Here is a 16,035-nt window from a genome sequence, read left to right on the forward strand (position 1 = left end):
GGTGCACGCGATGAAATTTGCTCCTGTCTATACCGAGCGTCAGCCGATCACCGCCGAAGAGGAGGCCTACAACTTTCTGCTTGAGGCGATTTGCAAGGGACGCTATCGCACTGGTGAACGGCTGATTGCCGAGGACATTGCCGGTGAAATCGGCATGAGCCGGATGCCGGTTCGCGAAGCGTTTCGCCGGCTCGATGCCGACGGCCTGGTCATCCTGCGGCCCAACCGCGGTGCCATCGTGCGTGGCTTGAATATCGATGAAATGCGCGAAGTCTTCGAAATGCGCAGCGCTCTGGAAGGCCTCGCGATTCGCGTCGCGGTGGCGAACATCACCGAACGCCATTTCAGTCATCTGGAGCGTCTGCTCGATGAAATGGACGACTACCGCGAAGACGGCGCCGAGTGGGTCAGCCGTCATCGTGCCTTCCACGAATACCTGTGCAGCTTGAGCGAACGCCCGCGCCTGATGCGGCAGATTTCGGCGTTGTATTCAGTGATCGAGCCGCACATGCGCCTGTGGTTGCAACACGCCGACAAACCCCGCAGCGCCCGGGACGAGCACGCCTCGATCGTGGCCGCGTTGCGCTCCGGCGATCCGGACAAGGCGGCGGCGGTGGTGTGCGAGCACATAGAAGGCACCATCCCGCGATTGATCCAGTTTCTTGAAGCCCACCAAAAATAATCCACCCATAAAAAGAAAGCCCCTGACACCTGGAGCCTTGCCATGCACAAGCGTTGCGCGTTTGTAGCCGTTGTCACGTTGAGTCTGTGTTCCCAGTGGGCGTTGGCCGCCCCCGCCTTGCCGGAGCGATTGAGCAAGAGCGACAAGATCGTCTATTGCTCGGGCATGGATTCGCCGCCGCTGGTGTCTTTTGATGTGAAGCAGAAGCCGGTCGGCCTGCAGGTGGACATGGGCGAAGCGATTGCCCAGCGCCTGGGGAACAAGAAAGTCGAATGGCGGATCTCGCCGTTTGCCGGCCTGATCCCGGCGTTGCTGGCGCAGCAGTGCGACATGATTGTCGATCAGCTGTTCGACAAGCCCGAGCGCCGTGAAGTGATCGACATCGTCAACTTCATGTATTCCAGCCAGTCGATCGTGGTGCCCAAGGGCAACCCGAAATCGGTGCAGACCCTTGAAGACCTGTCCGGGCTCAAGGTCGCGGTCAGCAACGGTTCGACGATCCGTGTTCTGCTTGGGGCTGAGAACGACAAGTTGGTGGCCGCCGGCAAGGCCCCGATGAAACTGGTGATCTACAACGTCGACGCCGATGCCTTCCAGGCGTTGCGCATCAATCAGGTGGACGCCTTCGGCACCACCGTTGAATCCGCCGGGCACTACCAGCAACTCGCCCCGGACCTGTTCCAGTCTGCCGTGCCCGCGTTCAACCGGATTCTCACCGGGTTCGGCGTGCGCAAGGGTGACCCGCAGTTGAGCGCTGCCCTGACCGAAGTCCTGCAAGGCATGCGCGCCGACGGCAGCTATGCCGCGCTGCTCGGTAAATGGCATGTCGACGGTGACAAACTGGACTGAGGGCGCCACTGATGAACTTCAATTGGGATGTGTTTTGGCAGTACCTGTTGCAGCCCAGCGACGTCTACCTGACGGGGCTCTGGCTGACGTGCCTGATCAGCGTCTCGGCGATGTTGCTGGGGTGTGTGCTGGGGCTGGTGGCGGCGCTGATGAAACTGTCGCGCAATCCGCTGTTGCAGTACCCGGTGCGCTTTTATGTGTGGCTGATGCGCGGAACGCCGCTGTTGGTGCAGATCGTGTTCCTCTACACGGCGCTGGCGGCCGGGGGGATTTTCCGCTTCGAAGACCTGGACCTGGGCTGGTTCATTGTGCCGGGCAATATCCAGGCGGCGATCATTGCCCTGGGCCTCAACGAAGGCGCGTACATGGCCGAAATCATCCGCGCCGGCATCGGTGCCGTGGACAAGGGCCAGTACGAAGCCGGGCGTTCCCTGGGCATGACCTTTGCCAAACTGATGCGGCGCATCGTCCTGCCCCAGGCTTTCCGGGTGATCGTGCCGCCGCTGGGCAACGAGTTCAACGTGATGCTGAAAAACACCACGCTGGTTAGTGTCATCGGCGTGCAGGAACTGCTGCTCAGCACGCAAATGGTCACCTCGGCGACCTTCCGGGTGTTCGAGTTGTACCTGGTGGTCGCCATTTATTTCCTGTTCCTGACCACGCTGTGGGGCTTTTTCCAGCGCTGGCTCGAAACGCGGTTCGGGCAGTCTGACCGGCCGGCACCGGCGGCCAGTCGCATGTTCGGTCGCAGCACCCTGAAACTGCTGAGAGGGCGTTGAACATGGCGCACATGAGTGAAGAGTTGGTCATCGAAGCGCTGGATATTCACAAGTCCTTCGGCGACCTGGAGATTCTCAAGGGCATTTCCCTGCAAGTCCGCCGTGGCGAAGTGGTGGTGCTGATCGGCGCGTCCGGTTCTGGCAAGACCACGTTTATTCGCTGCATCAATTTGCTCGAAGACATTCAGTCGGGGCAGATCCGCGTCAGCGGCCAGCCCATGGGTTACCGCACTCGGGCCGACGGCAGTCTGGTGAAGGACTCGGAGCGCAATATCGCGCGGCAACGCCGGGACATCGGCATGGTGTTCCAGCGTTTCAATCTGTTCCCGCACATGACCGCGCTGGAAAACATCATCGAAGCGCCGGTCCACGTATTGGGCGTGACGCGCAAAGCCGCAGTGGAACAGGCACAGGCGCTGCTCAAGCGAGTTGGGCTGGCGGAAAAGGCCGATCACTACCCGTCGATGTTGTCCGGTGGCCAGCAGCAGCGGGTGGCGATCGCCCGGGCGCTGGCGATGAAGCCCCAGGCCATGCTCTTCGACGAACCCACCAGTGCCCTGGACCCGGAAACTGTCGGCGAAGTGTTGCAAGTGATGAAGGAGTTGGCCGAGGAGGGCATGACCATGGTCGTGGTCACCCATGAAATGGGTTTTGCTCGCGAAGTGGCCGACCGGGTGGTGGTGCTCGATCAAGGCGAATTGATCGAACAAGGGCCGCCCGAACAGATCTTCAGCCAGCCCAGTCATGCGCGCACCCGCGCCTTCCTCAGTCGGGTCCTGTGAGCCCGCAAACCTTCTTTGTGTGAGTCCTGCCATGTTCGAATTTTCTGCCCATGAGTACCCTTACGCGTCCCAGCGTCAGAGCGTGTTTGCCAAACGCGGCATGGTCGCCGCGTCCCAACCGTTGGCCGCTGAAGCGGGGATTGAGATCCTGCGCCGGGGCGGCAATGCGATTGATGCAGCAATTGCCACGGCGGCGGCGCTGACGGTGGTCGAGCCCACCGGTTGCGGTATCGGCGGCGATGCTTTTGCACTGGTCTGGACGCAAAACAAGCTGCACGGTTTGAACGCCAACGGCGGCGCCCCTCAGGCTTTGAGCGTCGAGGCGGTGAAAGCGGCCGGTCATGAACAGATGCCGTTGCATGGCTGGACGCCGGTGACGGTGCCGGGTTGCCCGTCGGCGTGGGCGGAACTGTCCCGGCGTTTCGGACGCTTGCCCTTTGTCGATTTGCTGCAACCGGCCATCAGCCTGGCGCGGGACGGCTTTCCGGTATCGCCCGTGGTTGCCCTGCAATGGCAAGCCGCGCTGGAAGACTTCACCCCGAGCCGCGACGAAGTGCTCGATGCCTGGTTCAAGACGTTCCTGATTGACGGCCGGGCGCCGCGCGCCGGTGAGTTGTTTCGCAACCCGGCGCAAGCACGAACGTTAACGGAATTGGCCGCCACCGAATGCGAGAGCTTCTATCGCGGCGCATTGGCGCAGCGGCTGGACGCCCATTCCCGGGCCACGGGCGGCTACCTGCGCGCCAGTGATTTGCAGGATTACCGCGCGCAATGGGTCGACCCGATCACGGTCAATTATCGCGGCGTCGATGTCTGGGAGATTCCGCCCAGCGGCCAAGGATTGGTCGCGTTGATGGCGTTGAAGATTCTCGAAGGTTTCGAGTTTGACCACCGCGACAGTCAGCAGACCTGGCACCGTCAACTTGAAGCCATGAAGCTGGCCTACAGTGATGGCCTGCATTACATCACCGACCCGGAACATATGCGGGTCGCGGTCGCGGATTTGTTGAGTGAGTCTTACGCCGCCCGCCGTCGGGAGCAGATCGGCGAGCAGGCCGTGGCGCCGCAACCGGGCGAGCCTCACGCCAGTGGCACGGTGTACCTGGCCACTGCCGATGCCGATGGCAACATGGTTTCGTTTATCCAGAGCAACTATCACGGTTTCGGCTCGGGCGTGGTGCTGCCCGACAGCGGCATCGCCCTGCAGAATCGTGGCGAAGAGTTCAGCCTCGATCCGACGCATGCCAACTGCCTGGCACCCGGCAAGAAGACTTTTCACACCATCATCCCGGGATTTCTCAGCAAGGACGGTGTGGCAATGGGGCCGTTCGGCGTGATGGGGGGCTACATGCAACCCCAGGGGCATGTGCAAATGGTCATGAACCTGGTGGATTTCGGACTCAATCCGCAAGCGGCGCTGGATGCTCCGCGCTGGCAATGGCTGGGCGGGCTGAAGGTCGGCATCGAGCAAGACGCTTCGCGAGACATGGCTGCCGCCCTCGCGCGTCGCGGGCATGAGGTACAAGTGGTGTGCGATTTGACCAGTTATGGACGTGGGCAGATCATCTTGCGCGATCCGGAAACCGGGGTGTTATGCGGCGGGACCGAGCCGCGTACGGACTCACATATTGCGGTGTGGTGAAGACCGGAAAGAAGGGGGTTTCAGGCTAAAGAAGGGGGGCGTCCTCCTTGACGCCGAAGCAGCTTAGAGACTGTATGATTGATTCTCAAGTGCTAATTTGGATTAGTTTGGCCCAATGCTGGCGGGGTTCTCTTGCCAACAGACATTCTTTTGATATCATGCCGGCCAATCGAATTCGCAGCACCTACAGTCTTCATTAGCCTGAAGCCAAAGCCAGAATAACTGGCAAAAAAAGACCCGGCAAAAAGCCGGGTCAAAAACCGTGATTAGCCTGATGAGGAGATAGTCCAGGAGACCGACCTAAGGTCCTCTGGTCCATCGACTGATCTCGCGACCAGCTGCATGCAATAATAATCATTCTCGTTTGCAAGTCAAATGATTTTATCTGTGCGATGGGGAAAATCTTTCCTGTCCTCCTTGAAAACCAATCCGTCTCAGTCGTTCTGATCGCCATCCAAGGATCGGTCGACCATCGCCTGCGCCATATCAATCATGTGCACCACCGAAAACGCCAGTGCCCGGTTTGCGCCTTGCAGGTTGTCGGCCGATTCCTGTGCGGTCGCGGCGGCGCAGCGCAGCAGATCGGACGCATGAACCAGCGCCTCTTCACTGCTGACGTTGCGGTTGACGTCGAAAAAACGTGCCGGGACTGCCACTTCTGAAACAGCTGGTTTCAAGTAATAGTCCAGTGCCCGTTGGGCGGCGGCAGTGCCTTTTGGCGAGGTGAAGGTGGTGTCGAACTGCATGTCGGGCGTGTCGTGGCTGGGCATGGTCATGATGAAGGTGAACTCCGTGATAGATTCAGATCCGTGAATCCATCCTAGTACGTACTGTATTTGTGACGAGAATTTAAATACTACAATTTGTGTTTTGAGGGTCGGAGTCCCCCACGTATCGTGCCGCACATGGATAAATGGATTGAATTGGTCAAGGCCAAAATGAGTGAACTCAAAGTCACTCAAGACGAACTCGCAGATCGCCTCGGGATGTCCCAGGGCGGCGTCGGCCACTGGCTGAACAAACGCCGCGACCCCGGCGTCGTCAACATGAACCGTGTGTTGAAGGCGCTGGGCATGGACTTTCTCGAAGTGGCGCTGGTGATCCGCGAACCACTCATTCTCGAAGAGGAGGAGATGCCTCTGGCGTTGAAGTACAACCCGTACTTCCGCTACCCGGTCAGTGACTGGAAGGAGCCGGCGCAGGTGCGCGATGGTGAGCTGACGGTGTATCGCAAGGAGGAACGCTTCGAGCTGACCGACTACCACGCCCAGGGCCCGGCTTTCTGGCTGAGTGTGGTGGGCGATGCGATGACCGCGCCGACTGGCATCAGCATTGCCGAGGGCATGATGATCCTGGTGGACCCGGCCATTGTGCCGGAGCCCGGAAAACTGGTGATCGCCCAATGGCCGGACAGCGCCGAGGCGACCTTTCGCAAACTGATCGAAGAGGGCGGGCAGCGTTACCTGGTCCCGCTCAATCCGACCTATCCGAAGGCTCTGTTCACCGACGAGTGCCGAATTATCGGCGTAGTGGTGCAGGCAACCGCCAAATTCTAATCAGATCGGTCCTCGCAATGCGTAGGACCGATCGTCATTTCACGCTTCTTCCAACTCCACCAACGCACTGCCTTCGCTGACCATTTCGCCTTCCTGGCAATACAGCGCCTTGATCACCCCTGCATGGGGCGCACGAATGCTGTGCTCCATCTTCATCGCTTCCAGCACCACCAGTTGCGCCCCGGCTTCGACCGTTTGCCCGGCCTCCACCAGCACCCGCACGATGCTGCCATTCATGGGCGCGGTCAGGCCGCCCTGATGGCTGTGACTGGATTCGACGGCTGTAATCGGGTCGTAAGTCTCTACCCGGCGCAATTCACCTTCCCATTGCAGGTACAGGCTGTCGCCACGGCGGATAGCCCGATGCTGACGACGCAAGCCATTGTGCTCGGTCAGCAACTGTTCGCCCTTGAGTTGCGCGGTGGTCACTTCGCCCAAGGTCAATGCGCGATCCTGGCCTTCGCAACTTAAATGCAGGGTGATTTCTTTCGGCAATCCGGCGCGGAAACCACTGTTAATAGCCCACGGCGAACTGGGATCATCCGCACGCGACTGCGACGGTTGACCCTGCGCAAACGCCTGTGCCGCCGCTTGCCAGAACTCATCACTGAGCTCGGCAGGCGCTGGCAGCAACTGCTCCTGATAACGAGGAATGAACCCGGTATCCAGCTCCGCCGCGGCAAAAGCCGGATGACCGACGATCCGCCGCAGGAAGTTGATATTGGTCTTGAGCCCGCCGATGGCAAATTCATCGAGCATGCTCAACAACCGCAAACGCGCCTGTTCACGATCCTCGCCCCAGGCAATCAGCTTACCGAGCATCGGGTCATAGAACGGCGAAATCTCATCACCTTCCTCGACGCCGCTGTCCACCCGGCGCCCCGGCCCTTCCGCCGATTCGCGATACAACTCCAGCCGCCCTGTAGCCGGCAGGAAATCATTGCCCGGGTCTTCGGCGTACAAGCGCACTTCGATGGCGTGACCCATCAGCGGCACCTGTTCCTGTGTCATCGGCAGCACTTCACCCCGCGCCACACGAATCTGCCAGGCCACCAGGTCCAGGCCAGTAATGGCTTCGGTGACTGGGTGCTCAACTTGCAGGCGCGTATTCATCTCCATAAAGAAGAACTCGCCGCGCGAATCCAGCAGAAACTCCACCGTGCCGGCACCGACGTAACCAATGGCCTGTGCCGAACGCACCGCCGCTTCGCCCATGGCCCGCCGCAGTTCTGCGCTCAAACCTGGAGCTGGCGCTTCTTCGACGACTTTCTGGTGTCGGCGCTGGATCGAACAATCCCGTTCATTCAGGTACAGGCAGTTGCCGTGTTGATCGGCGAACACCTGGATTTCCACATGGCGCGGCTTGAGCAGGTATTTTTCCACCAGCATCCGCGAATCGCCGAACGAGGATTGCGCCTCCCGCTGGGCTGAGGCCAGGGCTTCGGCCAGTTGGCTGACGTCCTCGACCACTTTCATGCCTTTACCGCCGCCACCGGCCGTGGCCTTGAGCAGCACCGGATACCCGATGCGTTCGCAGGCGTCGCGGAAGGTGTCGAGGTCCTGGGCTTCGCCGTGATAGCCCGGCACCAGCGGCACGCCAGCGGTTTCCATCAAAGCCTTGGCCGCAGATTTACTGCCCATGGCGTCGATGGCCGAGGCGGGCGGGCCTAGGAAGATCAGGCCGGCGGCTTCAATCGCGCGGGCGAACCCGGCGTTCTCCGAGAGAAAACCGTAACCCGGATGGATCGCCTGGGCGCCACTGGCTTGGGCGGCAGCGATCAGTTTGTCGATTTGCAGGTAACTGTCGGCGGCTTTGCTGCCACCGAGGTCCACGCGGATATCCGCTTCACGGCTATGCCGGGCGTCACGGTCGGTGGCGCTGTGCACGGCGACGGTGGTCAGGCCCAAGGCTTTGGCGGTGCGCATCACGCGACAGGCAATCTCGCCGCGGTTGGCCACCAGCAGGGTGGTGAGAACAGGTGCGCTCATCAACGCGGCTCCTTGGTGGTTTCGGCTTGCCAGTTCGGCGGACGTTTTTGCAGGAAAGCGCGCAGGCCTTCCTGGCCTTCAGGGCTGACCCGAATGCGCGCGATAGCGTTTTCGGTGTAGCGCCGCAACGCCGGGGTCAGTGCACCGTGGCCGACTTCACGCAGCAAGTCCTTGCTGGCGCGCATCGCGGCCGGGCTGTTGAGCAGCAGGTTGTCGATCCACTGCTCGACCTTCTGCTCCAGTTCCGCAATCGGATAACTCTCCGACAACAAACCGATTTCCCGCGCCCGTTGTCCGCCAAATCGCTCAGCGGTCAGCGCATAGCGCCGTGCCGCACGCTCGCCGATGGCTTGCACCACGAACGGGCTGATCACCGCTGGCGCCAGGCCGATGCGCACTTCCGACATACAGAACTGCGCGTCATCGGCGCCAATCGCCATGTCGCAGCAACTGATCAGGCCCAACGCGCCGCCATACGCCGCGCCTTGCACCACGGCCAGGGTCGGGATTTTCAGCTTGGCGAGGTTGTACATCAGCTCCGCCAGTTCCCGGGCGTCGTCGAGGTTGGTGTGGTAATCGAGCTCGGCCGATTGCTGCATCCAGGCCAGGTCGGCGCCGGCGCTGAAATGCTTGCCGCGTCCGCGCACCAACAGGAATCTCAGGCTGGCGTCGCCCGAGACTTTGTCCAGAGCGAGGATCAGTTCGCGGATCATTTCGGCGTTGAACGCATTGTTCTTCGCTTCACGGCTGAGCCACAGGGTCGCGAAACCCCGCGGGTCGGTCAGCAGTTCGAGGGTGTTGAAGTCACTCATCATTTTCTCCCGATCACATCCGGAACACGCCGAAGCGGCTCGGTTCGATTGGTGCGTTCAGCGACGCGGACAAAGCCAGGGCCAGGACATCCCGGGTCTGCGCCGGGTCGATGACGCCGTCGTCCCACAGTCGCGCGCTGGAGTAGTAGGGGTGACCCTGCTCTTCGTATTGATCGAGGATCGGCTGCTTGATCTCGGCTTCCTGTTCGGCGCTGAAGGCCTGGCCACTGCGTTCAGCCTGTTCGCGCTTGACCTGCACCAGTACGCCGGCGGCCTGTTCGGCGCCCATCACGCCGATGCGCGCATTCGGCCACATCCACAGGAAACGCGGATCGTAGGCCCGCCCGCACATCCCATAGTTACCGGCACCGAAGCTGCCACCGATGATTACGGTGAATTTTGGCACCTTGGCGCACGCCACGGCGGTTACCAGTTTGGCGCCGTGCTTGGCGATGCCGCCGGCCTCGTATTTCTGGCCGACCATGAAGCCGGTGATGTTCTGCAGGAACAGCAACGGGATGCCGCGCTGGCAGGCTAGTTCGATAAAGTGCGCGCCTTTCTGCGCGGCTTCGGCGAACAGGATGCCGTTGTTGGCAAGGATCGCGATCGGGTAACCGTGCAGGTGGGCAAAGCCGCAGACCAGCGTGGTCCCGAATAACGCTTTGAATTCGTCGAACACCGAACCGTCGACCAATCGCGCAATCACTTCGCGCACATCAAACGGCTGCTTGGCGTCGGCCGAAACCACGCCATATAACTCGTCGCTGCCGTACAGCGGCGCAATCGGCGCACGTTGTTGCAGTTCGCCGAGCTTGCGCCAGTTGAGGTTGGCGATGCTGCGTCGGGCAATGGCCAGGGCGTGTTCATCGCTCTCGGCGTAATGGTCGGCGACTCCGGAAATCTTGCAGTGCACATCGGCCCCGCCAAGGTCTTCGGCGCTGACCACTTCACCGGTGGCGGCTTTCACCAGCGGTGGGCCGGCGAGGAAAATCGTCGCTTGATTGCGCACCATAATCGCTTCATCGGCCATCGCCGGTACGTAAGCGCCGCCAGCGGTGCACGAGCCCATGACCACGGCAATCTGCGGAATGCCCATGGCGCTCATGTTGGCCTGGTTGAAGAAGATCCGCCCGAAGTGCTCGCGGTCCGGGAACACTTCATCCTGACGCGGCAAGTTGGCGCCGCCGGAGTCCACCAGGTAGATGCAGGGCAAGCGGTTCTGCTGGGCGATAGTTTGGGCGCGCAGGTGTTTTTTCACGGTCAGCGGGTAGTACGAGCCACCTTTCACTGTGGCATCGTTGGCGACGATCATGCATTCGACGCCTTCCACGCGGCCGATCCCGGCAATCACGCCCGCCGCAGGCACGTCTTCGCCGTACACCGCGTAAGCCGCGAGTTGGCTGATTTCCAGGAATGGCGAGCCCGGATCGAGCAAACGATTGATCCGCTCGCGAGGCAACAGTTTGCCCCGCGACGTGTGGCGTTCTTGCGCCTTCGGACCGCCACCTTGCTGCACTTGGGCGAGCAAGGTGTGCAGGGCGTCGACCTGGGTGAGCATCGCCGCGCTGTTGGCGGCGAACTCCGCCGAACGGGGGTTGAGCTGGGTATGCAGGATAGCCATGGACAGCTCCGTTTAGCGGGTTTCGTTGAACAGTTCGCGACCGATCAACATGCGACGAATCTCACTGGTGCCAGCGCCGATTTCGTACAGCTTGGCGTCACGCAGCAGACGACCGGCCGGGAATTCGTTGATGTAGCCGTTGCCGCCGAGAATCTGGATCGCGTCGAGGGCCATTTGCGTGGCGCGTTCGGCGCTGTAGAGGATCACGCCCGCCGCATCCTTGCGCGTGGTTTCGCCGCGCTCGCAGGCCTGGGCCACCGCGTAGAGATAGGCGCGACTGGCGTTGAGCTGGGTGTACATGTCAGCGACTTTGCCCTGGATCAGCTGGAATTCGCCGATGCTTTGGCCGAACTGTTTGCGGTCGTGGATGTACGGCACGATCAGGTCCATGCACGACTGCATGATCCCGGTAGGGCCGCCCGAGAGCACGACACGCTCGTAATCGAGGCCGCTCATCAGCACTTTCACGCCGCCGTTGAGCACGCCGAGGATGTTTTCTTCCGGCACTTCGACGTCATCGAAGAACAGCTCGCAAGTGTTGGAACCGCGCATGCCGAGCTTGTCGAACTTGTTGCTGCGGCTGAAGCCTTTGGAGTCGCGTTCGACGATAAATGCGGTGATGCCGTGGGGGCCTTTTTCCAGGTCGGTCTTGGCGTAGATCACGTAGGTGTTGGCGTCGGGGCCGTTGGTGATCCAGGTTTTGCTGCCGTTAAGAACGTAGTGATCGCCGCGCTTGTCGGCGCGCAATTTCATCGAGACCACGTCGGAACCGGCATTCGGCTCGCTCATGGCCAAGGCGCCGATGTGCTCGCCGCTGATCAGTTTCGGCAGGTATTTGCTTTTCTGTTCGTGATTGCCGTTGCGGTTGATCTGGTTGACGCAAAGGTTGGAATGCGCGCCGTAGGACAACGCCACCGAGGCCGAGCCACGGCTGATTTCTTCCATGATCACTACGTGCGCCAGGTAACCCAGGCCAGCGCCGCCGTACTCTTCCGGCACGGTGACGCCAAGCAGGCCCATGTCACCGAATTTGCGCCACAGGTCCGCGGGGAACAGGTTGTCGATGTCGATCTGGGCCGCGCGCGGGGCGATCTCCTTGGCGACGAAGGACTGAACCTGATCGCGTAGCATGTCGATGGTTTCACCGAGGGCGAAGTTCAGGGATGGGTAGCTCATGGGTCACCTTTTGGCTTTTTTGTAGGGTAGGGAGGGCAGTGATTCGGCTCTCACCTTTACGTTAACGTAAGCCTGTGACGAATGGCTGTCAATCACCCTTTACGTTAACGTCAACTTGAGCGAGAGTAGGGCCACATTTTCTGTATCAACCCACTAATAAAGACAATAGGGGTCGTCATGGATCAACCCAGTGCAAACCCGCAGCGCAGCTATACCCGCGGTTCCCAGGACAAAGCCTTACTGGCGATGACCATCGGCGAGAAGTTCGATCAGACGGTCGCGCAATACCCGGACGGAGAAGCGCTGGTCGTGCGCCATCAACAGCTGCGCTACACCTGGCAGCAACTGGCCGACGCCGTGGACCTGCACGCCCGGGCATTGCTGGCGCTGGGCTTGCAGGCCGGCGACCGCCTCGGCATCTGGGCACCGAACTGCGCGCAGTGGTGCATCAGCCAGTTCGCCAGCGCGAAGATCGGCGTGATCCTGGTCAACATCAACCCGGCCTATCGCAGCTCCGAACTCGAATACGTACTGAAGCAGTCCGGCTGCCAATGGCTGGTCTGCGCCGGGGCCTTCAAAACCTCCGATTACCACGGAATGCTGCAAGGCCTGGCGCCTGAATTGGCCGAACAATCCATCGGCCAACTGCAAAGCGAACGCCTGCCGGACCTGCGTGGCGTCATCAGCCTCGACGCACAGCCGCCATCGGGTTTCCTGCCGTGGTCGCAACTGGCCGATCTGGCGGCCAGCGTCTCGGTCGAACAGCTGGACGAACGCCAGCACAGCCTGCATTTCGACCAGCCGGTAAACATCCAGTACACCTCCGGCACCACCGGTTTCCCCAAGGGCGCGACCCTCAGTCACTACAACATTCTCAACAACGGTTACATGGTCGGCGGAAGCCTGGGCCTGGGCGCCGATGATCGGCTGGTGATCCCGGTGCCGCTGTACCACTGCTTCGGCATGGTCATGGGCAACCTCGGCTGCATCACCCACGGCAGCACCATGATTTACCCCAACGATGCCTTCGATCCGCTGCTGACCCTGACCACCGTCGCCGAAGAAAAAGCCACCGCGCTCTACGGCGTGCCGACCATGTTTATCGCCATGCTCGATCAGCCGCAACGCGCGCAGTTCGATCTGTCGACCCTGCGCACCGGGATCATGGCGGGCGCGACCTGCCCGATCGAGGTGATGCGCCGGGTGATCAATGAAATGCACATGAGCGAAGTGCAGATTGCCTACGGCATGACGGAAACCAGTCCGGTGTCTTTGCAGACCGGTCCGTCAGACGAACTGGAATTGCGCGTGACCACCGTCGGCCGCACCCAGCCGCAACTGGAAAGCAAAATAATCGACGAGGCCGGCAACCTGGTGCCGCGCGGCACGATTGGCGAACTGTGTACTCGGGGCTACAGCGTGATGCTCGGCTACTGGAACAACCCGCAAGGCACGGCCGAGGCGATCGATCAGGCCGGATGGATGCACACCGGCGACCTGGCGAGCATGGATGAAGAGGGTTACGTGTGCATCGCCGGGCGCAACAAGGACATGATCATCCGCGGCGGCGAGAACGTTTACCCGCGGGAGCTGGAAGAGTTCTTCTTTACCCACCCGGCGGTGGCGGATGTGCAGGTGATCGGCATTCCGTGCTCGCGCTACGGCGAAGAGATCGTCGCCTGGATCAAATTCCACCCCGGCCACAGCGCCACCGAAGACGAGCTGAAAACCTGGTGCAAGTCGCGTATCGCGCACTTCAAGACACCGCGGTATTTCAAGTTCGTCGAAGAGTTTCCGATGACGGTGACGGGCAAGATTCAGAAGTTTCGGATGCGCGAGATCAGTATCGAGGAGCTCAAAGCGATACCGTAGGAGCGAGGCTTGGCCCGCAAAGAACGATGACGCGGTTTTCCTGTTAGATCGGGGCGTTCCCTTCGCGGGCAAGCTTCGCTCTGACAGGAGCCGGTTTTGCTGAATGCCAGAAAGCACAAAGGGGAGCCGAAGCTCCCCTTTAATTTTCGTTGCGCGTGCTCTTTTTTTATTATTGAGGGGCGGTCTATTGTTGTTTTTGGCAACCGTGGCCCTTTACCGCTGTTTTTGTCGATCCCCATCCGGGATCAAGAGCAAACGTATTTTTTTGAGCGCTGATCTACTTTTTCGCCAAGCGATCCAACCAGTTCGGGAGCTACCTGAAGGTAGTTTTATTGTTCTCTGCCCGGTTGCGGGTTACTCCGAAAAGCACCCTGAAAAGCACACCTTCTCCAAAAAAATCTGTTAGCTGCGTCTCTGCCGTGTTGTTCTTGTTATGTCAGAGTCGTTACGTCTTATTTTTATTGGTTTGCTGCTTTTTATTCTTGTTATGCCATAGAGATAGCAGGAGCCGTGCCAACTTTAAAAACACCTTTAAAATCAATGATTTGAGATTTTGCAGTATTTTTCCCTCAGCTCAAACTCGACAATTTGTTTCCGTGTTACTCGTTTTGTACCCGCACTCCAGACACAGCGGTAACACCCGGACACATCGACGCTGTTACTGGGCGCTGCGCGCCTTGGCCACGCGCGAACCGGTCGGGCGCCCCAGTACCGTGCAAATCTGTTGGCCCGCGAGAATCAAGGCGTCCAGGTCGATTCCGGTCTGGATACCCAGGCCATTGAGCAGGTACACCACGTCTTCGGTGGCAACGTTACCGCTGGCGCCCTTGGCGTATGGGCAGCCGCCGAGGCCGGCGATAGAGCTGTCGAACACCGCGATGCCTTCCAGCAGGCTGGCGTAGATATTGGCCATGGCCTGGCCGTAGGTGTCGTGGAAATGCCCGGCCAGTTTGTCTCGCGGCACCTCTTTTGAAACCACTTCAAACATCGTGCGGGTCGCGCCAGCAGTGCCGGTGCCGATGGTGTCGCCCAGGGACACCTCGTAGCAGCCCATCGCATACAACTCTCGGGCGACCAGGGCGACTTGCTCCGGCGCGACGTGACCTTCGTAAGGGCAACCCAACACGCACGACACGTAACCGCGCACGCTCACGCCATGTTGCTTGGCCGCGTCCATGATCGGCACGAACCGCGCCAGGCTTTCGCTGATCGAGCAGTTGATGTTGCGCTGGGAAAACGCTTCGGAGGCGGCGGCGAACACCGCGACTTCCTTGACCCCGGCGGCGATCGCGTCCTCGAACCCACGCAGGTTCGGCGCCAGGGCGCCGTAAGTCACGCCGGGCTTGCGCTGGATCTGCGCGAAGACCTCGGCGGAACCCGCCATTTGCGGCACCCACTTGGGCGAGACGAAACTGCCGACTTCTATATAGCCCAGGCCGGCGGCGCTCAAGGCATCGACCAGCCGCACCTTGTCCGCGACGCTGATGGGCTGGGCTTCGTTTTGCAGACCGTCGCGGGGGCCGACTTCGATCAAGCGTACGTGGGTGGGGAGGGACATAACAATTCACCTGTCTGTTAGAGATCGTTCCCACGCTCTGCGTGGGAATGCCTCAATGGACGCTCTGCGTCCGCTTCGGTAGGGACGCGGAGCGTCCCGGGCTGCATTCCCACGCGGAGCGTGGGAACGATCAATTGCGTGAGGCTTTATTGAACCGGTTGCTGGCTTTTGATCGTCTGTTCCAGCGCCTGGGTGCAGCGCTCTTGCGCGGTGTCCAGTTCCAGCTTCATCTGTTCGATGTCGAGCATCTGCTGCTCCAACTGATCACGACGTTCGGCGATTTTGGTCAGCATGGTTTGCAGCTGTTTTTGATTACCGCCGGTGGGGTCGTAGAGTTCGATCAGCTCGCGGCATTCGGCCAGGGAAAAACCGATGCGCTTGCCCCGCAGGATCAGTTTCAGGCTGACCTTGTCCCGGGGCGAATAGATGCGTTCCTGGCCTCGGCGCTCGGGGCTGAGCAGGCCTTGCTCTTCATAAAAGCGGATGGCCCGGGTGGTGATGTCGAGCTCGCGGGCGAGGTCGGAAATGCTGTAGGTCTGGCTGCTCATGGGCGCGCTCGAAAAAGGTCATGGCGCTAAGCTAATGGCAGGTTGACGTTTACGTCAAGGGGCAGGGGTTTTTGGTGTGGCTGATGGCCTATTCGCGGGCAAGCCTCGCTCCTACAGGTCTGGTGTCGTACCCGGAATTTCGGCGCAACCCACATCCTGTAGGAGCGAG

14 protein-coding genes are annotated in these 16,035 nt (G+C 60.5%); 7 read left to right on the forward strand and 7 right to left on the reverse strand.

Annotated features, from left to right (window positions below):
- Positions 1–10: 10 nt before the first annotated feature.
- From HKK52_RS31525 to HKK52_RS31545, 5 genes are read left to right on the forward strand one after another with little or no spacing between them, the layout of a single operon-like run.
- Positions 11–682, forward strand: a complete 672-nt coding sequence (locus HKK52_RS31525; RefSeq protein WP_169373994.1) for a GntR family transcriptional regulator — start codon at positions 11–13, stop codon at positions 680–682.
- A 42-nt stretch (positions 683–724) separates the two neighbouring features.
- A complete protein-coding gene (locus HKK52_RS31530; RefSeq protein WP_169373995.1) occupies positions 725–1,531 on the forward strand; it encodes an ABC transporter substrate-binding protein in 807 nt (268 codons plus the stop codon).
- 11 nt (positions 1,532–1,542) lie between these two features.
- A complete protein-coding gene (locus HKK52_RS31535) occupies positions 1,543–2,310 on the forward strand; it encodes an amino acid ABC transporter permease (RefSeq protein WP_169373996.1) in 768 nt (255 codons plus the stop codon).
- 2 nt (positions 2,311–2,312) lie between these two features.
- Positions 2,313–3,092 (forward strand): amino acid ABC transporter ATP-binding protein, encoded by a 780-nt coding sequence (locus tag HKK52_RS31540; RefSeq protein ID WP_169373997.1) that lies wholly within the window; start codon positions 2,313–2,315, stop codon positions 3,090–3,092.
- A 31-nt stretch (positions 3,093–3,123) separates the two neighbouring features.
- A complete protein-coding gene (locus HKK52_RS31545; RefSeq protein WP_169373998.1) occupies positions 3,124–4,734 on the forward strand; it encodes a gamma-glutamyltransferase family protein in 1,611 nt (536 codons plus the stop codon).
- 434 nt (positions 4,735–5,168) lie between these two features.
- Here HKK52_RS31545 and HKK52_RS31550 read toward each other — a convergent pair whose 3' ends face one another.
- Positions 5,169–5,510, reverse strand: coding sequence for a DUF6124 family protein (locus HKK52_RS31550; RefSeq protein ID WP_169373999.1), 342 nt, complete (start codon positions 5,508–5,510; stop codon positions 5,169–5,171).
- 129 nt (positions 5,511–5,639) lie between these two features.
- Between HKK52_RS31550 and HKK52_RS31555 the strand changes: the two genes are divergently transcribed.
- Complete coding sequence (locus tag HKK52_RS31555) at positions 5,640–6,290, forward strand: LexA family protein (protein WP_169374000.1); 651 nt, start codon at positions 5,640–5,642, stop codon at positions 6,288–6,290.
- Positions 6,291–6,329: 39 nt separating this feature from the next.
- Here HKK52_RS31555 and HKK52_RS31560 read toward each other — a convergent pair whose 3' ends face one another.
- Genes HKK52_RS31560 through HKK52_RS31575 form a run of 4 tightly spaced genes read right to left on the reverse strand, consistent with a single transcriptional unit; the run spans position 6,330 to position 11,888 of the window.
- A complete protein-coding gene (locus HKK52_RS31560) occupies positions 6,330–8,279 on the reverse strand; it encodes an acetyl/propionyl/methylcrotonyl-CoA carboxylase subunit alpha (RefSeq protein ID WP_169374001.1) in 1,950 nt (649 codons plus the stop codon).
- Positions 8,279–9,091: a gamma-carboxygeranoyl-CoA hydratase gene (locus tag HKK52_RS31565; RefSeq protein ID WP_169374002.1), complete on the reverse strand. Its 813-nt coding sequence runs from the start codon at positions 9,089–9,091 to the stop codon at positions 8,279–8,281. The genes HKK52_RS31560 and HKK52_RS31565 overlap by 1 nt, the downstream gene beginning before the upstream one ends.
- Before the next feature lie 13 nt (positions 9,092–9,104).
- Entirely contained in the window at positions 9,105–10,712 is a 1,608-nt protein-coding gene (locus HKK52_RS31570; RefSeq protein WP_169374003.1) for a carboxyl transferase domain-containing protein, read from the reverse strand.
- A gap of 12 nt (positions 10,713–10,724) precedes the next feature.
- On the reverse strand, positions 10,725–11,888 hold the full coding sequence (locus HKK52_RS31575; protein ID WP_169374004.1) for an isovaleryl-CoA dehydrogenase: 1,164 nt from the start codon (positions 11,886–11,888) through the stop codon (positions 10,725–10,727).
- A 177-nt stretch (positions 11,889–12,065) separates the two neighbouring features.
- Between HKK52_RS31575 and HKK52_RS31580 the strand changes: the two genes are divergently transcribed.
- The gene (locus HKK52_RS31580; protein ID WP_169374005.1) at positions 12,066–13,760 is read left to right on the forward strand and encodes an AMP-binding protein; all 1,695 of its coding nucleotides are present in this window, start codon (positions 12,066–12,068) and stop codon (positions 13,758–13,760) included.
- A gap of 658 nt (positions 13,761–14,418) precedes the next feature.
- On the opposite strand, the gene HKK52_RS31585 is transcribed toward HKK52_RS31580, so the two are convergent.
- Both HKK52_RS31585 and HKK52_RS31590 read right to left on the reverse strand, forming a co-directional pair.
- Positions 14,419–15,318, reverse strand: a complete 900-nt coding sequence (locus HKK52_RS31585) for a hydroxymethylglutaryl-CoA lyase (RefSeq protein WP_169374006.1) — start codon at positions 15,316–15,318, stop codon at positions 14,419–14,421.
- A gap of 146 nt (positions 15,319–15,464) precedes the next feature.
- Positions 15,465–15,866 (reverse strand): MerR family transcriptional regulator, encoded by a 402-nt coding sequence (locus HKK52_RS31590; RefSeq protein WP_133838710.1) that lies wholly within the window; start codon positions 15,864–15,866, stop codon positions 15,465–15,467.
- Positions 15,867–16,035 lie beyond the last annotated feature (169 nt).

The organism is Pseudomonas sp. ADAK2 (assembly GCF_012935755.1).
In the GTDB taxonomy this organism is placed as follows: domain Bacteria; phylum Pseudomonadota; class Gammaproteobacteria; order Pseudomonadales; family Pseudomonadaceae; genus Aquipseudomonas.